At 74.2% G+C, this 20,145-nt stretch carries 22 protein-coding genes; 13 read left to right on the top strand and 9 right to left on the bottom strand.

All coding sequences use genetic code 11. The annotated features are described in order from the left end of the window. The first annotated feature begins 61 nt into the window (after window positions 1–61). Window positions 62–262 carry a dehydrogenase gene (locus tag AQJ58_RS40295; protein WP_079078635.1) on the top strand — a complete coding sequence of 67 codons (201 nt, stop codon included), beginning with the start codon at window positions 62–64 and terminating at the stop codon, window positions 260–262. Between the two features lie 71 nt (window positions 263–333). Here AQJ58_RS40295 and AQJ58_RS01670 read toward each other — a convergent pair whose 3' ends face one another. Together AQJ58_RS01670 and AQJ58_RS01665 are read right to left on the bottom strand one after the other, a co-directional pair. Then, window positions 334–1,044: a 4'-phosphopantetheinyl transferase family protein gene (locus AQJ58_RS01670; RefSeq protein WP_067244092.1), complete on the bottom strand. Its 711-nt coding sequence runs from the start codon at window positions 1,042–1,044 to the stop codon at window positions 334–336. A gap of 28 nt (window positions 1,045–1,072) precedes the next feature. Beyond that, window positions 1,073–1,453, bottom strand: coding sequence for an S-adenosylmethionine decarboxylase family protein (locus AQJ58_RS01665; RefSeq protein WP_055639048.1), 381 nt, complete (start codon window positions 1,451–1,453; stop codon window positions 1,073–1,075). Between the two features lie 414 nt (window positions 1,454–1,867). On the opposite strand from AQJ58_RS01665, the gene AQJ58_RS01660 reads away from it, so the two are divergent. From AQJ58_RS01660 to AQJ58_RS01645, 4 genes are all read left to right on the top strand, one after another. Further along, window positions 1,868–3,853 (top strand): GNAT family N-acetyltransferase, encoded by a 1,986-nt coding sequence (locus tag AQJ58_RS01660; RefSeq protein ID WP_234359929.1) that lies wholly within the window; start codon window positions 1,868–1,870, stop codon window positions 3,851–3,853. Further along, on the top strand, window positions 3,850–4,935 hold the full coding sequence (locus AQJ58_RS01655) for an HAD-IIIC family phosphatase (protein ID WP_067244091.1): 1,086 nt from the start codon (window positions 3,850–3,852) through the stop codon (window positions 4,933–4,935). The genes AQJ58_RS01660 and AQJ58_RS01655 overlap by 4 nt, the downstream gene beginning before the upstream one ends. Continuing rightward, complete coding sequence (locus AQJ58_RS01650; RefSeq protein ID WP_067244089.1) at window positions 4,932–5,210, top strand: acyl carrier protein; 279 nt, start codon at window positions 4,932–4,934, stop codon at window positions 5,208–5,210. The genes AQJ58_RS01655 and AQJ58_RS01650 overlap by 4 nt, the downstream gene beginning before the upstream one ends. A 142-nt stretch (window positions 5,211–5,352) precedes the next feature. Then, entirely contained in the window at window positions 5,353–5,700 is a 348-nt protein-coding gene (locus AQJ58_RS01645; protein WP_067244087.1) for a chaplin, read from the top strand. Window positions 5,701–5,891: 191 nt separating this feature from the next. On the opposite strand, the gene AQJ58_RS01640 is transcribed toward AQJ58_RS01645, so the two are convergent. The 7 genes from AQJ58_RS01640 to AQJ58_RS01610 all read right to left on the bottom strand — a co-directional run bounded on the left by AQJ58_RS01640 (window position 5,892) and on the right by AQJ58_RS01610 (window position 10,060). Further along, window positions 5,892–6,758 (bottom strand): tyrosinase family protein, encoded by an 867-nt coding sequence (locus tag AQJ58_RS01640; RefSeq protein WP_067244086.1) that lies wholly within the window; start codon window positions 6,756–6,758, stop codon window positions 5,892–5,894. Continuing rightward, on the bottom strand, window positions 6,742–7,242 hold the full coding sequence (locus tag AQJ58_RS01635; protein ID WP_067244084.1) for a tyrosinase cofactor: 501 nt from the start codon (window positions 7,240–7,242) through the stop codon (window positions 6,742–6,744). Before AQJ58_RS01635 ends, AQJ58_RS01640 begins: the two co-directional genes overlap by 17 nt. 145 nt (window positions 7,243–7,387) lie before the next feature. After that, entirely contained in the window at window positions 7,388–7,906 is a 519-nt protein-coding gene (locus AQJ58_RS01630; RefSeq protein ID WP_067244082.1) for a hypothetical protein, read from the bottom strand. A 206-nt stretch (window positions 7,907–8,112) separates the two neighbouring features. Beyond that, window positions 8,113–8,733: a vitamin K epoxide reductase family protein gene (locus tag AQJ58_RS01625; RefSeq protein WP_067244081.1), complete on the bottom strand. Its 621-nt coding sequence runs from the start codon at window positions 8,731–8,733 to the stop codon at window positions 8,113–8,115. 5 nt (window positions 8,734–8,738) lie between these two features. Continuing rightward, window positions 8,739–9,242 (bottom strand): DUF5949 family protein, encoded by a 504-nt coding sequence (locus AQJ58_RS01620; RefSeq protein WP_067244079.1) that lies wholly within the window; start codon window positions 9,240–9,242, stop codon window positions 8,739–8,741. 135 nt (window positions 9,243–9,377) lie between these two features. Then, entirely contained in the window at window positions 9,378–9,668 is a 291-nt protein-coding gene (locus tag AQJ58_RS01615) for a hypothetical protein (protein WP_067244077.1), read from the bottom strand. A 152-nt stretch (window positions 9,669–9,820) separates the two neighbouring features. Further along, window positions 9,821–10,060, bottom strand: coding sequence for a chaplin (locus tag AQJ58_RS01610; protein ID WP_067244075.1), 240 nt, complete (start codon window positions 10,058–10,060; stop codon window positions 9,821–9,823). A gap of 447 nt (window positions 10,061–10,507) precedes the next feature. On the opposite strand from AQJ58_RS01610, the gene AQJ58_RS01605 reads away from it, so the two are divergent. From AQJ58_RS01605 to AQJ58_RS01570, 8 genes are all read left to right on the top strand, one after another. Further along, complete coding sequence (locus tag AQJ58_RS01605) at window positions 10,508–11,683, top strand: glycosyltransferase (RefSeq protein ID WP_067244073.1); 1,176 nt, start codon at window positions 10,508–10,510, stop codon at window positions 11,681–11,683. Next, window positions 11,680–13,107, top strand: coding sequence for an exopolysaccharide biosynthesis polyprenyl glycosylphosphotransferase (locus tag AQJ58_RS01600; protein WP_079078633.1), 1,428 nt, complete (start codon window positions 11,680–11,682; stop codon window positions 13,105–13,107). The genes AQJ58_RS01605 and AQJ58_RS01600 overlap by 4 nt, the downstream gene beginning before the upstream one ends. An 8-nt stretch (window positions 13,108–13,115) precedes the next feature. After that, window positions 13,116–14,696, top strand: coding sequence for an O-antigen ligase family protein (locus tag AQJ58_RS01595; RefSeq protein WP_420712127.1), 1,581 nt, complete (start codon window positions 13,116–13,118; stop codon window positions 14,694–14,696). 71 nt (window positions 14,697–14,767) lie between these two features. Next, a complete protein-coding gene (gene murJ / locus AQJ58_RS01590) occupies window positions 14,768–16,393 on the top strand; it encodes a murein biosynthesis integral membrane protein MurJ (protein ID WP_079078632.1) in 1,626 nt (541 codons plus the stop codon). Beyond that, window positions 16,380–17,114 (top strand): polysaccharide deacetylase family protein, encoded by a 735-nt coding sequence (locus AQJ58_RS01585; protein WP_067244071.1) that lies wholly within the window; start codon window positions 16,380–16,382, stop codon window positions 17,112–17,114. Before murJ ends, AQJ58_RS01585 begins: the two co-directional genes overlap by 14 nt. Then, window positions 17,111–18,280 carry a glycosyltransferase gene (locus AQJ58_RS01580; protein ID WP_067244069.1) on the top strand — a complete coding sequence of 390 codons (1,170 nt, stop codon included), beginning with the start codon at window positions 17,111–17,113 and terminating at the stop codon, window positions 18,278–18,280. Before AQJ58_RS01585 ends, AQJ58_RS01580 begins: the two co-directional genes overlap by 4 nt. Further along, window positions 18,277–18,927 (top strand): YveK family protein, encoded by a 651-nt coding sequence (locus AQJ58_RS01575; protein ID WP_067244067.1) that lies wholly within the window; start codon window positions 18,277–18,279, stop codon window positions 18,925–18,927. Before AQJ58_RS01580 ends, AQJ58_RS01575 begins: the two co-directional genes overlap by 4 nt. Window positions 18,928–19,043: 116 nt before the next feature. After that, the gene (locus tag AQJ58_RS01570) at window positions 19,044–20,135 is read left to right on the top strand and encodes a GNAT family N-acetyltransferase (RefSeq protein ID WP_067245617.1); all 1,092 of its coding nucleotides are present in this window, start codon (window positions 19,044–19,046) and stop codon (window positions 20,133–20,135) included. Window positions 20,136–20,145: the final 10 nt, after the last annotated feature.

The raw sequence follows: 20,145 nt of genomic DNA, 5'->3' as shown, positions 1-20,145 counted from the left end.
GAGGCCCGGCTCCGCCTCCACTCGCCGCACCCACGGGGTCAGCAGCGTTAGGGTCCGCTGCATGACCCACCACGCTCCGGCCTGTCCCGACTGCGGCCTGCCCATGGAATCCGGTGGCCTCGTACTGTCCGGGCGGGACGACGACGGCCGACGGGCCTGCCGGTCGCTGTGGAGGTGTGCAGGTCGGCATGTCTGGTGGGGCTGGGCCGACCGGCCCGAGGAGCCGTTGGAGGTCTGCCCGGTGCCGCAGCTGTTCCGCTGATCTCCAACGGCCTACTGCCATCAGCCGGAGCACGTGCGTGTGCCCTCGTCCTCGTCGGTCGCAGGGGTTTTTCATGCCGTTCGGACGGCCGGGGGGATCACCGCCAGCGCCGCCGGGTGGAGGCCGTTCACCGTCAGGTCCGTCAGGTCCGTCAGGTCCGTCAGGGGCGTGGGGCTGGGAGCGGCGAGCCGGTCCGGCCAGGTCAGTACCGCCGGGGCGGTGTCGGGGGCGGAGACCTCCAACTGCCGCAGGGGTGCGCGCAGGCCCACGCCGAGTGCCTTGAGCACCGCCTCCTTCCGCGTCCAGATCCGCAGGAAGGCGGCCCCCCGTGCGTCCGGGGGGAGGGCGTACAGGGCGGCCGACTCGCGGGCGGAGAGGGCGGTGCGGGCCGCGGCGTCGACGTCGAGGGGGGTGCCGGCCTCCTCGACGTCGAGGCCCACCCGGGCGCCCCGGCACACGGCCACCCCGACGACATCGCCGCTGTGGGTGACCGAGAAGTCGTACTCGGCGTACCCGGCGTACCCGGCAGGTACGGCCAGCCGGGGCTTGCCGTGCGGTCCGCCGCAGGTCGGGCAGACGCGCCGCAGGGGGACGTCCTCGGGGGGTACGCCGAGCAGCTCGCCCAGGAGCCGGCGGCTCAGGGCACAGCCGACGAGGAAGCGGTCACGGGTGGCGGGGTCCACCGTCGCCGACCAGCGGGCGCGCTCCACAAGGTCGAGCGTGGCCAGCAGTTCCTCGTGGGCGTCGGCCGAGCGCGCCCACGAGACCTGCACGGAATGCATGCCGGGGACAGGAGGACGAGGGAGAAGGTCAGTGCACGGCGCGCAGCATGCGCGTGACGTTGATCTTCGTCGGCGAAAGGCCCAGCTCCACGCTCTGCATCATCCGCTCGCCGTTCAGCCGGCCGTACGCGAGCAGGTCGACGTTCGCCAGGCTGAATTCGGGCCAGGTGTGAATGCTCAGATGCGAGGCGGAAAGCAGGAGAATGGCGGTCACGGCGCCGTTCGGGAAAACGTGGGAAGCCTCACCGAGTACCGTGGCGTTTCCCTTTTCGGCGGCCGTGCGCAGCACCTGGAGGAGGCGCTCCTCGTCGGTCAGGATGCTGTGGTCGCTCACCCATACGTCGACGGCATAAGAGCAGAGATCGTCGACGTTTATGCCCTCGGTGGCGAGGTCGGTGGAGTTGGTCATGGGGAACCGGGGGTGAGGAACCGCTGCCCCCGTCTCCTTTCAGATAGATCAGCGCTGGTCCGCGCGGCTGAAGAGGAAGGTCGCGAGGCCGGTTGCTGGCGCTCGGTCGGGCCAAGCCTAGCATCCGGGGCGCTATGGGGCTCGCGAGCGCTTCCCGTCAAGGGGGCGGGAAGACCGGGGGCATATTCGGCCGGAAACGATGGGGGGAATTCCGGTAACCGCTTCCGGTAAACCCTTCCGCTAAAACATTCCCTCCGGGGTGCGGAATGCCGCCTGCCGGAAGGGTGGGGGCCCGTCACCGGAATTGCCCTTCCCTCTCCGCATTCGCGGTCGCCGTACCACGTCCGATCGGGGCGCCTACCAGCCCGTATACTCGATACCCACGGAATCCATCAGCTTCCCTGGAGCAGCATTGTGACGAACGCGCGTCGGCACCCCCGGAGTACCACCGCCGATCAACTGCTCACGGAAGTCGCGGACGCCGTCCGGCTTCAGGAGGGCCCGCCCGGGGTGCGGTCCGTGCTGCGTGCGCTGCGCCGTCTGGCCCCCGCCTCCACCAAGGACCTCAGCCGGGCCACCGGCCTGCCGGTGCCGATCGTCGCCGCCCTGGGGAACGAACTGCGGCGCCGCGGTCTCGTCACCAAGGAGCGCCCCAGCCGGCTGACCGAGGCCGGCTCGGACCTCGTCGCCCGGCTCGGCATGGACCTCACCATGGACGCCACCTGCCGCACCTGCGACGGCCGTGAGCTGGTGATCCCCGAGGTGCTCGACGAGGCCGTACGGCGGCTGCGGGCGCTCATGGAGTCCGGTCCCGCCGCCGACATGGCGATCGACCAGTCGCACTGCACGGCCGAGACCAAGGTGCGCCGGGTGCTGGCGCTGCTGACGGCGGGCGCGCTGCCGGGCGGCTCGCTGCTGCTGATCGGCGACGACGACCTGGTGTCGCTGGCCGTGGCCGTCGTGGGCGACGTGCTGGGCGGGCCGATCGTCGAGCGGGTGACCGTGGTCGACATCTCCGCCGAGATCCTCGACTACATCCAGAAGGTGGCGGGGGGACTCGGCACCCGTGTCGAGACGGTGCAGCACGATCTGCGGCACCCGCTGCCCGAGCGGCTGCACGGACAGCACGACGTCGCGATGACCGACCCGCCGTACACGCCCGAAGGCGCCCGGCTCTTCCTGTCCCGCGCCGTGGAGGGCCTGCGGCCCGGTCCGGCGCACAGTGTCTTCTTCTCCTTCGGCGGCAAGAGCCCGGACGAGATGCTGGAGGTCCAGCGGGAGATCATGGCCCTGGGCCTGGTCACCCACGGCTACATCCGCAACTTCAACGAGTACGAGGGCAGTGGCATCCTCGGCGGTGTCGGCTTCTTCCAGCAGCTCCTCACCACCACCTCCACCGCCTCCCGCCAGGGCGACTACAGCGGTCCCCTCTACACGGGCGACAAGCGGACCCGGCAGCGCGAGTACGAGTGCGTGGCCTGCGGCCACAAGGTCCGTGTCGGCCCCGGCGCCCGCTGGGCCCAGGTCGCCGCCCTGCGCGCCGAGGGCTGTCCGAACTGCGGGAAGGGCCCCTTCCGGCCGGGACGACTGGTCTCGGAAGCACCGGAGCCGATGAAGCCGACGGAGCCGTCGGGGGCGCAGGAGCGCGCGGAGGCGCCAGCACCTTCGGGGGCGCAGGAGCGCGCGGAGGCCCCAACACCTTCGGAGGCGCAGGAGCGTTCGCACGCGTCGAAGGCGGCGGCGCCCTCCGAGGCACAGGGGCGTCAGGAGCCGAAGGAGCGGCAGGAGCGGCAGGGGCGTCAGGAGCGGCAGGAACGCGCGGCGACCGTCCGTGCGGACGTCCCGGTCACCCCCGCCGTGCCGTCCACCACCCGCACGATCGGCTGGCACCTCCCGACCCCCGAGGAGCGTGCCGCCCTCGAGAAGCGCGCGCACCCCTATGTCACCCGCCAGGCCGACGAGCGTGACCTTCCGGCGATCGGGGCGTTCGAGGCGGAGATCGCCCGGGTCTCCTTCGGTGAGGACGCCATCGACGACCCGGTCCGCTGGGCGACCCGCCTCGGCAAGGCGATGGAGAAGTCGAAGCAGGGCATGATCGTCGCCGGGCGGCCGGGCGGGGAACCCGTCGGCTGGTGCTGGGTGAGCATCAACCAGAACGCGATGACCGGCGACCGCTACGCCAACTTCCGTTCCCTGGCGGTCGCCCCGGTGGACAACCGCAGTGACGTCGCCGAACTCCTGCTCACCGCGGGCCTGGAGTTCTGTCTGGCGGGCGGCATCACCGAGGTCACCGGCCGGGTCCACGTCGGCAACGTGCCGATGCGCACGGTCTACCGCAAGTTCGGCTTCGACCCCACCAGCCTCTCCATGAAGCTGTTCCTGCCCCGGAGTGAGCGATGACCGCCTTCGACGCCGACCGCGTCAAGTGCGTCGTCTGGGACCTCGACGGCACCCTCTGGGACGACATCGCCGTCGAGTCCCCCACCGACGAACTGCCCGTCCCCCGCCCCGAGATGCTGGCCGCGATCGACGCGCTCGCGGCGCGCGGCGTGCTCAGCAGCGTCGCGAGCCGCAGCGCGCCCGCCGTGCTCGACCGGCTCGCGGCCACCCGGCCCGAGGTCCGCGAGCGGTTCCTCGCCCCACAGGTGTCCTGGCAGGACAAGAGCGAGTCGCTGCGCAGGATCGCCGACAGCCTGGGGATCGCGGTGGACGCTCTCGTGCTGGTCGACGACTCGCCCTACGAACGCGCCGAGGTCGAGGCCCTGCTTCCAGCGGTGGGCACCCTCGCCCCCGAGGACGTGCCCGCGCTGCTGGCCGCGTTCGAGGGCCGCGAGGTCACCCCCGAGTCACGCGCCCGGGTCGACCGCTACCGCACCGAGGAGGCGCGCCGGGCCGAGGGCGAACGCTTCCACGGCAGCCGGGAGGAGTTCCTGAGCTGGTGCGCCATGCGGCTCACGGTCGGCGCGGCCACGCCCGAGGAGATCCCGCGCGCCCTGGAACTCGCCGCCCGCACCCACCGGCTGAACTCCTCCGGCCTCACCCCGGACCGGCTGCGCGAGCTGGCCGGCTCGGAGGGGTACGAGCTGTACACGGCACGGATGACGGACCGTTTCGGCTCGTACGGCATCATCGGCGCCGCACTCGTCGACCGCGGCGGCGCAGGCGCGAGCGCGACCACCTGGTCGATCCCGCTGCTCGCCCTCTCCTGCCGGGTCGCCGGCCGGGGCGCGGCGGCGGCCTTCCTGTTCTCGCTGATGGGACGGGCGCGGCAGGCCGGTGCCGAGGAGTTCCGGGTGACCCTGCGCCCCACCGACGCCAACCTGGAGATGCGGATCCTGCTCCGCCAGGCGGGGTTGCGCCGGGTGGACGACACCGAGGGCGCGACGCCCGACTCGGCCGTCCTCGGGCGCGCGCTGCACGGCGAGCTCCCGAAGCCGCCCCCCTATCTGCACGTGACCGACCGAGAGGACGCCGAGGCGTGACCGACATCCAGGACCCGCCCGCGGTGGAGGGGGAACTGCGCGCGATGATCGCCGAGGCCGCCCGGCTGGACCCGGGCGTGGTGGCGGAACTCCCCGCGGACACCGCGCTGTTCGGCCCGGAGATCGCCCTCACCTCGCTGGCCGGGGTGACCCTGCTCGGCGCGATCGACGCCCGGTTCGGCGTGGACGTCGCCGCGCTGGACCTGAGCCTGGACAGTCTGGAGTCCATCGCCACGCTCGCCGGCTTCGTCGCGGCACACCTCCGGGCCGGGTAGGCACCCGGCCGTAGGTCTCTCCTGTTCAAAAAGGGTGATCCGGACCGAAGCGCCGTGACCCCGCCGGGGCGGCGGCGTTGAAGGGCATGTGCGACGGCGTTCCCTGCTGTCGCGCGAACCGAATCACTTAAAGGAGAACGTGATGTCTCGCATCGCGAAGGTGGCGGCCGTTGCCCTGGGCACCGGCGCCGTGGTGGTCAGCGGGGCCGGCCTGGCCATGGCGGACGCGGGTGCGCAGGGTGCGGCCGTGGGCTCGCCGGGCTTCCTGTCCGGCAACGTCGTCCAGGTTCCGGTCCACGTCCCGGTCAACATCTGCGGCAACACCCTCAACGGGCTCGCTCTGCTGAACCCGGCCTTCGGCAACACGTGCGCCAACGTCAGCGGCCACGACAAGGGCAAGGAGCACGGCGGCGACTACGGTCACGACCGCCACGGCAGCAGCTCCAGCAACGGCGGCGGCAAGCGCGGCGGCGCCGGCTACGGCGACTGACGCACGCGTCCCCCCACGCATCGGCAGAGCCCCGGCACCTCGAGCGCCGGGGCTCTCGCCTGTCCCGCCGACAGGTCTACGGCCACAGGTCTACGGCCACAGATCTACCGGCCACAGGCCTTCGGGCTCACAGGTCCACAGGCCCACAGGTCTACCTGCCTACCTGCCTACCTGCCTACCTGCCTACCTGCCTACGCATACCTGTAGATCCCCGACAGGTCCTCCAGCTGATCCGGCGTCACGTTCCACGGCGGCAGCTTCTCCTTGCGGGAGACGACCCGGCGGTACTGCCGGCTCGACGGTCCGGGCGGTTCCGCGGGCAGATAGCGGTGCACGCGGTGGCGGGCCTGCCAGCGGGTCCACACCAGGTCGATGAAGGCGTGGTGGAGCCAGAACACGGGGTCGTTGACGGAGGCGCCGCCCAGCATCTCCCCGCCGACCCACCGGTGCACCCGGTTGTGGTTGCGCCAGGCGACGCTGCCCCGGCCGGTGCCCCAGCCCTCCAGTTTGTTGCGGAAGCCCTCGGTGACCGTCGAGTCCCAGGGCGCGGTGTCGTAGACCGGGTCCTTCATGGCCCACTCCAGTTCGGCGGCGGTGGGCAGTTCGATGGGCCCGGCGGAGCGGCCGAGGTCCCGGGTGAGGAACTCGCCGTCGGTGATGTTCTCCTTGAGGGTCCAGTTGCCGGTGGCGTAGGCGAACGGCCCGGTGGTGACCTGGCGGTCGGAACGGCGTCCGTTGCCGCCGAGGAGGTCCGCGGTCCAGGGCACGGCGGTCGCGCTGCGATTGCGCGTCCAGTCCCAGTACGGCACGGTCACCGAGGGGTCGACCCGGCGCAGCGCCTTCTCCAGCTCCAGCAGGAACCGCCGGTGCCAGGCCAGGAAGGAGGGCGCCATGTGGGCCGTACGCAGGCCGCCCTCGCCGTCGGAGACGTAGTAGTCGATGTGGATCCGTACGAACTCGTCGTACTCGCCCCGCCGTTTGATCTCCAGCAGTGCCTTCACGAACCGCCGGCGTTCGTCGGCGGTCAGGGTGCTGACATCCTTACGCGTATAGACCACGGCGTCCCCCCATCTCGTGCGGGTGGCCGCCGTACGCCGGGTCGTCGCCCTCGCGCAGCATCTCGCCGGGGCCGAGCTCGTCCACGGCGGCGCGGGCGGCCTCCAGCGGGGTGCGGTACGAGCGGTAGTGGTCGACCATGCTCAGCCAGGTGCCGTCGGCCCGGCGCATCAGGTGCAGCGGGCGGCCGTCGACGGTGACCTCCCACTGGGCGCCGCCGACGGCCGAGCGGCCGGCCGAGGTGGGGACGCCCTGGATACGGCGACCGCGGTAGACCTCGTCGAAGCCGGTGCCGGCCGCGTCGTCCGTGCGCGAGGCGGCGCCCGTGTCGTCCACCCGGCCGGGCCAGGCGGCGGCGACGACCGGGACGAGGGCGAGCCCGGCGGCGACGCCGAGCAGCCCGCGCAGCGTCTCCCGCCGGGTACCGGCCCTGGCCGGCCCGGGCTGCCTCGTGGATCCGGGTACTCCGTCGACGTCGACGACCATGGGGTGCTCCTTCTCGTGTGCGGTTGTCCGTAGCGGTAACCGCCCGGCGGCCCTCCGGGTCACCTTGGGGCGCCCGAAGCACACGGACGGGCCCGGACGGGAGGCCGTCCGGGCTCGTGGGCGTGGCGTCGTCGTCCGCTCGGGACTACAGGCCCTGGCCCAGTCCGAGGTGGGCGACAGGGACGGCCTGGGCCATCGGGGTGAGCACACCCGCCTGGGGCAGCTTCGGCTCCGGCAGGCCGAAGTTGTCCGGGTTGGGCGGGGTGAGCGGGGCGTCGAGGGCCAGACCGGGGCCGAGGGTGCGCAGGTCGGTGGCCGGGGCGTCCAGACCGAGATGCTGGAAGCCGTTCCCGGGGATCTCCGGCAGGGGTGCCCGGACGTCGGCGCCGGGCAGTCCGGCGCTCACGGGGAGCTGCGGGACGGCCCGCTCGGGGATCAGCCGGCCCTCGGCGTAGCGCGGGCCCTCGGGCGAGCCGGGCGTCGGCAGCGGGATCTCGCCACCGACCTCGGGCAGTTCCATGCCGAGGGAGTTCTCCAGGCCGTTCAGCGGGACGGGGACGGGGACCGTGCCGATCGCCGCGGCGGGGGTCGCGGCGGCGGCTCCCGCCGCGGCGGCCACACACGTCAGCACGGCGGCGAGGGTTCCTCGGGTGGTCGGCTTCATCTCGGTACGGGCCCTTTCGTCACGGTCGGCGGCTGTGCGGCTGTACGGCCGTGGGACTGTGCGGCTGTACGTCCGTACCGGGTAACGAGCCTGAAATCGCCACCAGCGCACAATTCCCCCGCACGCCGCAGTCGCCCGACGAGCAGTTCGTCAGACCGTCCGTTCGTCAGAACGTCCTTTCGTCGGACCGTCCGGTGTTCAGCCGGTCAGCTCGTCCAGAAATCCCACCAGCGGGTCAGGATGAGCATGCCGACGACCCCGAGGTGCAGCAGCGGCAGGACCCAGGTGAAGTCCGCGAAGAAGGCGCGCACGGCCGGCGGTGCCGGGAGGAATTCCCGGCGTACGTCGAAGGAGACGACGTACCAGAACAGCACGATGGTGGCGATCCAGGCCAGGCAGCACCACAGGCACAGCGCGTTGATCCGGTACAGGGACTGGAACTGGAGCCAGGTCACGAACCCGACGCCGAAGAGGCATCCGGCGGTGAAGGTGAGCCAGTACCAGCGGGGGAAGGCGGCCCGGGCCAGCAGGCTCGTCCCGACGCACACGACGACGCCGTAGGCCACCAGGCCCAGCATCGGGTTCGGGAACCCGAACGCCGAGGCCTGGTCGCTCTTCATGACGCTGCCGCAGGACACCACCGGGTTCAGGCTGCACCCCGGCACGAAGTCCGGGTTCTCCAGCAGCTTGAACTTGTCGAGGGTGATGACCCAGGAGGCCAGCAGCCCGGCCGCGCCGCACAGGACGAGGAGTACGGCGAAACCCCGGCCGGTGCCCGCCCGCCCGGCCCCCGGGGCCGCGGACTCCGGCTCGGCTGCCCCCGGCACCTGTGTCAGCCGCGCAGACTGCGGGCGGGCAGCACGATGTGGGCCGCCGCGGTGAGGGTCTCCTCGGCGCCCGCGAACGCGGCCAGCGCCTCGGGTTCGACGGGCCGGCCGGGGACGGCGTCGGGCCACGGGCGGGTGGTGAAGACGAGGTAGGCGTAGCCGCGGGCCTCGACGGCGTCGAGCCACTCGGGCGGCGGCACGCACTGGGCGTTGAGCATCGGCATGTTCAGGACGGCGGAGCCGGCGGTGACGAGCAGCGTGACCGGCAGGCTGGGCCGCTCGCCGCCGTCCACGAGGTCGCCGCCGACGGGCAGGCCGTTGTCGGCGAGCAGCCGCTCGATGGCGACGGCGGTGGTCTCGGCGCCGCCGTCCGCCGCGTCACCGAGGGAGTAGGCGAGCAGATAGGGCATGTCACTGCCGTCGGGGGCCTCGCCGCTCCACGGCATCACGACGAGGGTGCCCAGGTCGGCCACGCTGAAGGGGCGGGTTGTGCTTGGGGTTGAGGTCACCGCGCGACCCTACAAGCGCCGCGGCGGGCGGCCGGGGGTGTTCTCACCCGACCGGGGGACGCCTCGGGGGTGCTCCACACGAACGAGGGACGCCGGTCCCGTCCGTACGGGACCGGCCCCGCGCAAGGGGAAGGGTCAGCCGTTCAGGGGAAGCCCGCCGAGCAGCTTGGTGTGCTGGTTGAGGGCACCGGCCGCGCCGTTGACCGCGTTCAGCAGGGAGCCCTTGTTCTCGGTGTCGAGGGCGTTCGACTGCTGCTGGAGCGGCATCACGTCCCGGGCGGTGAGATCGCCCTTGGTGAGGGTGTTCACGGCGCCGTTGAGGCTGGTGGGCGTGAGGTCGGCGGTGTCGTGGGCGAACGCGGGCGCGGCGGCTCCGGCGAGGACGACGGACCCTGCGACGACGACGACGGCCTTGAGGGACTTCATCGGGTTCCTTCCAACGAGATCAGTGGTCAGGCGGAGTGATCAGGAGTGATGAGGAGGAGTGGTCAGGAGGCGTGGTCAAAAAAGGGATGACGGACGTCGAACGGCCGCTCTCCCGGGGGAAAGCGGCCGTTCGACGAGGACGTGGGGTGGCGTCAGTCGTTGACGCAGGTGTTGCCGAAGGCCGGGTTCAGCAGGCCGACGATGTCGACGGTGTTGCCGCAGACATTGACCGGGATGTGGACCGGAACCTGGACGACGTTGCCCGAGAGCACGCCCGGGGAGTGCTCGGCGACACCGCTCGCGCCGCTGTCGGCGGCGGCGATGCCGGAGGCGCCGGCGACGGCCGCAGCGGCAACGGAGGTCAGGACCAGGCCCTTCGCGATACGCGACATGGAGAAGTGCTCCTTGGGGTTTTGACACCAATCACCCGGGCGGGGATGCCCGGCGCTGTGTCAACGCGCTGTACCGCCCGGGGTTGTGCCGCCAAAGGAGTGAACTGATTCGCCCATGTGCTCGATCGCCACGCGGTCGCGCCGCTCCCGCCCGGCCCCGGGCGCGCCGGTCTGCCCATCCGACGATGTGTTGAACACGGTGATCAGCGGGCCGGGGCGGCTCCGGCGGCGCACGTCCCGGCGTATGACGACGTCATGGGCCGTTGCGGTGACGTGTTCGATCTCGGCGCGGGTTGCGGCCCGGTGGTGACCAGCGGACGTTCAGGCTCGTTTTCCACCGGGACGCGGCGTGTACCGGGGCGCTCTTCGCGGCCATCGGGACACGGACGAAGCCGTCGGCGCGTTCCGGCCCGTCCCGAGCGCCACCACGAGCGAGGAAACCGCGCGATGCACCAGCCAGAACCCGACGGAGGAACCCGGGTCCTGCATCTCACCCAGCCTGTGGACGGCGGCGTCGCCCGCGTCGTCACCGACCTGACGCGGGCTCAGCTCGCGGCCGGGCTCCACGTCACCGTGGCCTGCCCCGACAGCCCCTTCGCCGACGGCCTGGGCGCCCTGGGCGCGCAGGTGCGGCGCTGGGAGGCGACCCGGTCCCCCGGGCCCTCGCTGCCGGGTGAGGTACGACGGCTCGTACGCCTGCTCGACCAGGTACGCCCCGCACTGGTGCACGCCCACAGTGCGAAGGCGGGACTGGCCGGCCGGCTCGCCGTGCGGGGGCGGATCCCGACCGTGTTCCAGCCGCACGCCTGGTCGTTCGAGGCGGTCGGCGGGGCCACCGCCGCGCTCGCCCTGCGGTGGGAGCGGTTCGGGGCCCGCTGGGCCGGCCGCCTGGTGTGCGTGAGCGAGGCCGAGCGCGCGACCGGGCTCGGCGCGGGGATCAGCGGCCGGTGGAGCGTCGTACCCAACGGCGTCGACACCGAGCGGTTCCGGCCCGGGGCCGCCGACGCCGTACGCGCCGCCCTCCTGCCGGAGGTCGACCCGGCCGCACCGCTCGCGGTGTGCGTCGGGCGGCTGTGCCGGCAGAAGGGGCAGGACGTGCTGCTCGAGGCCTGGGCGGACGTCGTACGGCAGGTGCCCGGGGCGCGGCTGGTGCTCGTCGGCGACGGGCCCGACGCGGAGCGGCTGCGGGCCGGGGCGCCGGAGTCGGTGCTGTTCGCGGGGGCCGTCGACGACACCGTCCCCTGGTACCGGGCCGCCGACCTGGTGGTGCTGCCCTCCCGCTGGGAGGGCATGGCGCTGGCCCCGCTGGAGGCGCTGGCCTGCGGGCGGCCGGTGGTCGTGACCGAGGTGGACGGCGCCCGGGAGAGCCTGCCGGCCGCGCTCGCCCCCCACTGTCTGGTGCCCGCCGGTGATCCCGCGGCGCTGTCCCGGGCCGTCGCCGCGCTGCTGTCCGACGCGCCCCTGCGGGCCTTTCTCGGCGAGCGGGGGCGCCGCCACGTCCTGTCCACGCACGATGCGCGGCACATGGCGGCCGCGGTCGCGGACGTGTACCGCGACCTGCTCCGTCCCAGGCCCGCGCCCCGGGTCGTGCCCACCGAGTCCAGGGAGTCCCTCCACCCGTGACTGCCGAAAGTACTGCGGAATCGACTGTCTCCCCGCCCGGCGTCCAGGGCGGCTATCCACCCCTGTCGGTCATCCCCCGGCCGGAGAGCACGGGCGCGAACCTGAGGTTCCCGGCCCGGCGGCCCCCGGTCCGGGCCACCGCGCCCCCGCTCCTGCTGCTCGCCGACGGGCTCGCCGCGCTGGCGGGCGGGGCGGTGCTGCTCGGCGCCGGCCACCACCGTGCCCTGATGGCCGTGCTGGCGGCCCTGGCCTTAGCGGTGCGGCCCCGGCGGCAGCCACCCGTGCCGGGTGTGCTGGACGAGCTGCCCACCGTCTGCGGCCGGGTCACGGTGGCCTGGCTGGCGCTCGGGGCGCTCGCCGCGGCCTGGCACCCGGGGCACGCGCTCACCGCGGCCACCCTGGCCACCGGCTTCGCCGTACAGTCCCTGACCGCCTGCGCGGGCCGGGCGCTGGTCCATCTGCGCCGCCGCCGGACGATGGTCAGGCATCCGCGCGCCGCGCTGGTCATCGGGCCCGCCGCGACCGCCCAGCGGGTGGCCGCCGCGCTGCTGCGGCATCCGCGCTGCGGGGTGCGGCCGGTGGGCGTGGTCGCGGAGCGGCCGGACGGCCCCGACGGGCTGCCGGTGCTGACGACCGGCCAGGAGGTGCAGCGGGCCCTCATCCAGAACGGCGTCCGGGACGTCCTGTGCGTCCACCCCGCCGTCCGCTCCAAGCAGGGCCCGCTGCTGCGGGCGCTGACCGCTTCCGGTTGCACGGTGTGGGAGGTCGACGCCGACTCGCCCTCGTACACCGGCCGGGAGCAGCTCGCCGGGTTCGCCTGCCGGCGGCTGGACCTGGGGTCCGGGCGGGGCAGCATCGGCAAGCGGCTGCTCGACGTCGCGGTGTCGGGGACGCTGCTGCTGCTGATCAGCCCGCTGCTGCTGGTGTGCGCGGCGGTGCTGCGGTGCACCGACGGGCCGGGGGTGGTCTTCCGCCAGGAGCGCATCGGCAAGGACGGGCTGCCGTTCACGCTGCTGAAGTTCCGCACGCTGCGGCCGGTCGACGAACACGAGTCCGCGACCCGCTGGAGCGTGGCCGGGGAGATGCGGATGAGCCCGTTCTGCCGGTTCCTGCGCAAGACCTCGCTGGACGAGCTGCTCCAGCTGTGGAACGTGCTGCGGGGCGACATGAGCCTGGTCGGGCCGCGTCCCGAGCGGCCCTTCTTCGTCGGCCAGTTCAGCCAGACGTACCCCGGTTACGCGGCCCGGCACCGGATGCGGGCCGGCATCACCGGGCTCGCCCAGGTGTACGGGCTGCGCGGCGACACCTCGATCGAGGACCGGGCGCGCTTCGACAACGCGTACATCGACAACTGGTCGCTGTGGCAGGACGTGTGCATCCTGGTGCGCACCGCGGCCTCGCTCGTGCGACCGACCGGGAGCTGAGCCCGACCATGACGCATGTGCTGCCGCTGCCGGGTGCCGCCCGGTCCGTGTCGCCGGTGCTGCCGGTCGTCGCGGTGATCGCCCTGCTGGCCCTGCCCGTCTCGCCCGGCGGGGAGGGCGGCGCCGGGCCGGCGGACGCGGTCTCCGCGCTCGTCGTGCTGTTCTGCCTGGTCCGGCTGGTACGGCAGCGGCGGCGCCCCCTGTCCCGTACGGCCGCCGTGGTGCTGGGGCTGCCGGTGGCGGGGCTCGCGCTCGCCGCGACGGGCGCGTCCTCGCCGGGCGAGGGGCTGACCGGCCTCGGCCGCTATCTCCAGGTGTTCGTGCTGGTCCCGGCGGCGGTGCTGCTGCTCGTCCGGGACCGGCGCGATCTGCGGGTGCTGGCCTGGTCCTTCGTGGCGCTGGCGGGCTGGCAGGGCGCGGTGGGCGTCCATCAGTTCGTCACCGGGACCGGTGCGTCCTACCAGGGCGAGATGATCCGCGCGGTCGGCACGTTCGGGCCGCAGGACGTGATGGGCATGGCGACGGTGGTGTCCTTCGGGCTGGTCTGCGCGGTGGGGCTGGCGCTGGGCCGGGCCTGCGTACGGCAGCGGACGGTGGCCGCGCTGGCCGCGCTCGCCCTGTGCGTGCCGCTGGCGCTCTCCTTCAGCCGGGGCGCCTGGATCGCGACCGCGGTGACCTGCGCGGTGCAGCTGGTGCTGGCCGGGCCGGTGCGGGCGCTGAAGGTGGGGGCGGTCGGGGTCGCGGCCGGGGTGGTGCTGGTCGGCGGCTTCGGGGTGGGCTCGGCGATGCTCCAGGAGCGGGTCGGCAGCATCACCCAGGTCACGGACGCGCCGGACCAGTCGGTCACCGACCGGTACACCATGTGGGCGGCCGCGGTCGGGATGTGGCGCGAGCATCCGCTGACCGGGGTCGGGCTGAAGGGCTTCCCCGAGCACCGCGACGCGCACGCCTCGCTGGCGCTGTCCTCCGGCAGCGACACGGACGGCGCGGGCTCCGGTTTCGTCCGGCAGCCGCTGCTGTCCCCGCACAACATGTATCTGCTGATCCTCAGCGAGCAGGGGCTGATCGGGCTGCTGGCCCTGGCGGGAGGCTGGTCGGCGCTGCTCCTGCTCGCCGTGCGCGGCCTGCTCGGGGTCCGCCGCGCCGGCCCCGGTCTGGACTGCGCCCTCGCCGCCTGCGGCCTGCTGGTCTGGCAGCTCGTCGACTTCATGTACGCCGACATCGGCGGCCCCTCGACCGTCCTGACGGCCGTGGTCCTCGGCCTGGTCGCGTGGTGGGCCCTGACGGGGGGCGAGAGCACGGCGGGTGCGCGGGCCTCGGAGGCCGGGGAAGCCGGGGATGCCGCGGCAGGGGCGCGGGCCTCGAGTGACGGGCACTCCACGACGGACGCAGGGGCCGCACGGACCGGCGGTACGGCGGCAGATGCGCGGGCCCCACGAACCGGAGGAGCCGCGACGGAGGTGCGGGACCCGCGAGGACCGGCGCCTGTGTCGCTGGTCGGGGAGCACGTGAGGCGTGGGACGGCTCGGCGCGTGGGGGAAAGCGCGGCGGGGGCGCGGGGCTCGGGTGTCGGGGAGGGTGGGGCGTGAAGGTGTTGTCCTCTCGGCGGGGCCGGCGGACGGGCCGGCGGACGGGCCGGTCCGGTGGTGGCGGTGCGGTCATGCCCGCGGCGCGGGGTGCCGTGGAGAGCGGGGCGGAGTCGGGCGGCGGTGGGGCCGCCGGGCTGCCCCCGGCCTCCGGCGGGTTCCTCGCCAGGGCGGCGTTGGTCACCGCCGTGCTCTCGGTCGCCGGGTCGCTGCTCGGGCTGGTCCGGGACCAGGCGCTGGCGCGGCTGTTCGGGGCGGGCAGCGACACGGACGCCTTCCTCGTCGCCTGGACGGTCCCGGAGTTCGCGGCCACCCTGCTGATCGAGGACGGGCTGGCGTTCGCGCTGATCCCCGCGTTCAGCATGGCGCTGGCCCGGCGCGCCCAGGGTGCCCCCGGCGATCCGGTCCGGGCCCTGGTCGCGGGCACGCTCCCGCGGCTGTCGCTGGCCTTCGTGGCGATCGGCGCCCTGCTCGCCGGTGTCGCCCCGCGCCTGGTCGGCATCCTCGCCCCGGGACTGCCCGACCCGGCGCTCGCCGTGGACTGCACCCGGCTCACGGCGACCTGTGTGGTGAGCTTCGGCCTCGCCGGGTACTGCAGCGCCGCGCTGCGCGCGCACCGGCGGTTCGTGGCGCCCGCGGCGATCTACGTGGCGTACAACGTCGGCATCGTCGGCGGGATGTTCACGCTCGGCGGCCGGTGGGGGGTGCGCTCGGCGGCGGCCGGGGTGGCGGTCGGCGGGGTACTGATGCTTCTCGTACAACTCCCCTCATTGGTACGTCAGTTGAGGAAGGGGGCGGTCGACCGGGAGGGTGCCGGGGAGGAGCCCCGGCCGCTGGACACCGCGCTGCTGACCACCGTGCTGCTGTTCGCCCTGTGCCGGCAGTCGCAGGTGCTCATCGAGCGGTTCCTCGCCTCGAACCTGCCCGCAGGGGCGATCTCGCACCTCAACTACGCGCAGAAGGTGGCCCAGATGCCGATGATCCTGTCGGTGATGGTGTGCACGGTCACCTTCCCGGTGGTCGCGCGGGCCCTGGCCGAGGGGGACACCGAGCGGGCCCGCAACCGGGTGGAGCGGGACCTCTCGCTCGCCGCGTGCATCGTGCTGCTCGGCACCGCCGCCGTGGTGGCCTGCGCCCCGCAGATCATCGGGATCCTCTTCCAGCGGGGCGCGTTCACCGCGGGGGACACCGCGGCCACGGCCGGCGTGATGCGGGTGTACGCGCTCGGGCTGCTCGGCCAGACCCTCACCGGCGTCCTCGTCCGCTCCTACTTCTCGGGCGGCCGCGGGCGCTGGTACCCGGTGGGCGCGATGGCCACCGGGATCCTGGTGACGTCCGGCGTCGGCGCGCTGGGCGTCGGCCCCTGGGGGGTGTACGGGATCGCCGTCGCCAACGCGGCCGGCATCACCGTCACCGCGACGGTCCTGCTGGCCGGGACGGGTCCGCGCAGCGTCCCGTTGCGCACCCGGGCCGTGCTGCTCGAACTCGGCCGCCCGGTGCTCGCCGCGGTGTTCGCGACCGTGGCGGGGCTCCTCGTCACCGCCCGCTGCACGGGCACCCTCACCGGGCTCGTCGCCGGAGCCCTCACCGTGACCGCCGTCTTCGTCCTGCTGGGCCGGGCCCTGGGTGTCCAGGGCGTCGCCCGCGCACTCCGCACCGTACGTTCCGCGACCCGGAGGCTCGCCCATGGCCGCTCCTGACACCACCAGACGCAACTCCGTCCCCTGGGTGGCGATGTACCACTCGGTGACCGAGGACCGCGCCGACGACCCGTACCGCGTCACCGTCACGCCCGAGCGGCTGGACCGGCAGCTCGCCTGGCTGGCCCGGCGGGGCCTGCGGGGCGTCTCCATGGCCGAACTGCTCGCCGCGCCCGCCCCCGGCCGACTCGTCGGCCTCACCTTCGACGACGGGTACGCCGACTTCCTCACCCACGCCCTGCCCGTCCTGCGCCGCCACCGCTGCACGGCCACCCTGTTCGTGCTGCCCGGCCGGCTCGGCGGCGACAACGCCTGGGACCCGCTCGGCCCGCGCAGACCACTGCTCACCGCCCACGGCATCCGGCAGGCCGCCGCCGAGGGCGTCGAGATCGGCTCCCACGGTCTCACCCACCTCGACCTGACCCGCGCCGACGACCTCACCCTGAAGGCGGAGACCGCCGGCAGCCGCGACGCCCTCGCCGACCTGCTGGGCACGGCGCCCGCCGGCTTCTGCTACCCCTACGGCACGATCGACCGGCGGGCCGTGGACGCGGTCCGGGACGCCGGATACCGCTACGCCTGCGCCATCGACCCCGGCCCGCTCACCGGCCCGCACGCCTTCCCGCGCGTCCACGTCGGCCAGAACGACACCTCCGCGCGCCTCTTCCTCAAGTACCGGCTGCACCCGCTGCGCCGCCGCCGGGTCGAGGCGACGCGGTGAGAATCCTGCACATCATCACGGGCCTCGGCGTGGGCGGCGCCGAGCAGCAACTGCGGCTGCTGCTGCCGCATCTGCCGGCCGACTGCGAGGTCGTGACGCTGACGAACCCGGGCGCGGTGGCCGAGGGGCTGCGGGCCGACGGCGTCCGGGTCGTCGACCTCGGGATGCGCGGCAACCGCGACCTGGCCGCGCTGCCCCGCCTGGTGCGGATCATCCGCGCCGGCCGCTACGACCTCGTCCACACCCATCTGTACCGGGCCTGCGTCTACGGCCGCCCGGCCGCCCGGCTCGCCGGGGTACGGGCCGTCGTCGCCACCGAACACTCCCTGGGCGGAACCCAGCTGGAGGGCCGTCGGCTGACCGCCGGGGTCCGGGCGCTGTATCTGGCCAGTGAGCGGCTCGGCCGGGCCACGGTCGCGGTCTCCCCCGCGGTCGCCGGACGGCTGCGCGGCTGGGGCGTGGCGAACACCCGGATCGCGGTGGTGCCCAACGGCATCGACCTGGCCCGCTTCCGGTTCGACGCGGCCGCCCGCGAGCGGGCCCGGCGGCAGCTCGGCCTGCCGCCGGACGCGTACGTCGTCGGCGGCATCGGCCGGCTGACCGCGGGCAAACGCTTCGACATCGCCGTGGCGGCCCTCTCCCGGCTCCCCGCCGACAGCCGGCTGCTGCTGGTCGGCGACGGCCCCGAGGCACAGGCGCTGCGCCGCCTCGCCCGGCGGACGGGGGTCGAGGACCGGGTCCTGCTCACCGGCGAACGCCCCTACGTCCCCGACGGCACCCCCGGCCCCGATCTGCCGTCCCTGGTCTGCGCGATGGACGTGCTCGTCTCCCCGTCCCCCGAGGAGACCTTCGGGCTCGCCGTGGTCGAGGCGCTGGCCTGCGGACTGCCCGTGCGCTACGCCTCCTGCCCCGCCCTCGACGGCCTCACCGCCCCCGGCGCCCACCGGGTCACCGGCGGCACCGAGGCGTTCGTCCGCGCGCTCACCGAGGCCCGCGCCGCGCCCCCCGGGCCGCGCACCGCGCCCGACGCGGCCCACCGCTACGACATCGCCCGCAGCGCCGCCCGGCTCATGGACGTGTACACGGCCGCCGTCACCGGACGGCCCCTGCCGCCCCCCGCCTCCTCCGCCGCTTCCCCGACCTCCCAGGGAGTCAGTTCCGCATGACCGAGCACCACCGCCGCCGACCCTCCGCCCTGCGCCGCGCCAGGACGCTCCCGCCGTGGTCCCTGCTGGCCGCCGGGGTCGTCACCGGCGGTCTGGCCGGCGGCGCGTACGGCGCCCTCACCCCGCCCGAGTACACGGCCACCGCCTATGTCGTCGCCGTCCCCACCGAGAAGTCCGACCCGGCGTCCGCGCTGGGCTTCGCGCAGGCCTACGGGCGGGTCGCCACCCAGCTCGCGGTGCTCGGGGACGCGGAGTCGGCGGCCGGAGTACCGGCCCGCACGCTCCAGCGCCATGTGACGACGGCGACCTCGCCGGACGCGCCGATGGTCTCCGTCACGGCCACCGCCCCGCGCGCCGCCCTGGCCGCCGCCATGGCCAACGCGGTGTCCCGCTCGCTGACCGAGCACGCGCTGAGCACCCGGAAGACCACCCGCGTCGAGCTCCAGCAGTTCGCCCGGGCGGTCGAGCCCACCGACCCGTCCTCGCCGTCCCCGGCACTGACCTCCCTGGTGGGGGCGAGCGCGGGCGGGCTGCTCGGCGGGCTGGTGGTGCTGGTACGGCCGCGACGGGAACGGGAGACGCCGGGCGCCCCGACCGCCGTACCGGCCCCGGCCGCGCGGGACGACGTGCTGCATGGAGCGCTGTGAAACCGCCGTACACCGCCGCGCGCGCCGCCGGCCGCAGCACGGGCCGCAGCGCCGGGCTCGTCACCACACCCGTCACCGGACCCGTCACCGGACTCGTCACCGGACTCGTCACCGGACTGATCACCGAGGAGCGGGACTTCGCCGGGCTCGCGCCCGCCTGGGACCGCCTCTACCGGCGGTGCGCGAGCGCCACCCCGTTCCAGAGCCATGCCTGGCTGCATTCCTGGTGGCTGTCGTACGGCACACCCGGCCGGCTGCGGCTGCTCGTGGTCCACGACGGCGCCGAACTCGTCGCCGTCGCCCCGCTGATGGCCGTCCGCCGCCCGGTGCCCTCGCTGGTCCCGCTCGGCGGGGCGATCTCCGACTACGCGGACGTCCTCGTCGACGACGGCCACGGCGAGCGGGCCGTCACCGCGCTCACCGAAGGCCTCGCGGCGGCCGCCCGCACAGCCCTCGTCGACTTCCGCGAGGTCCGGCCGGGCGGCGCGGTCGAGCAGGTCTACGAGCGCTGGCGCGGGCCGCGCCGACGGGTGGGCGACTCGCTGTGCCTGGAGCTGCCGGCCCTGCCCATGGACGAGCTGGTCGCCCGGCTGCCGGCGGCGAAGGCCCAGCGGGTGCGGGCGAAGCTGCGCAAGCTGACCGCGCTCGGCGTTCAGCGGCACGCCGTACGGCCCGAGGAGGTGGACGCGGCGCTCCACCGGCTCCTCGACCTGCACCGGTTGCAGTGGCAGGGCCGCAAGGTGACCGGTGAGCATCTGCGACCGCGCTTCCGCGAGCACCTGGTGCGCTCGGTCGGGCCGATGGTGCGCTCGGGCAACGCGGTGGTCACCGAGTTCCGGCTGGACGACGACGTGGTCGCCGTCGATCTGACCCTGCTGTCGCACCGGCTGGCGGGCGGGTACCTCTACGGCGCCCATCCCCGGCTGCGGGAGCGCAAGGCGGACGTGGCGGTGATGCTGCTCGACGCGTGCGCCGAGCACACCCGGGACGGGGGGCGGGCCGCCCTGAGCCTGCTGCGCGGCGACGAGCCGTACAAGCATCACTGGCGGCCGGAACCGGTCGTCAACCAGCGGCTGCTGCTGGCCCGGCGGCGGACCGCCCCGTTGCTGCTGGCGGTCGTCGGTGACGTGGCCGCCCGCCGCAAGGGCAAGGAACTGCTGCTGCGCCGGGAGCGGCGAAAGGAGCGCGCCGGTGACGGGGGGACCTGACGGGGGCCCG

Source organism: Streptomyces sp. DSM 15324, assembly GCF_001514285.1.
In the GTDB taxonomy this organism is placed as follows: Bacteria; Actinomycetota; Actinomycetes; order Streptomycetales; family Streptomycetaceae; genus Streptomyces.
This window is presented reverse-complemented; position numbering and strand designations above follow the sequence as displayed.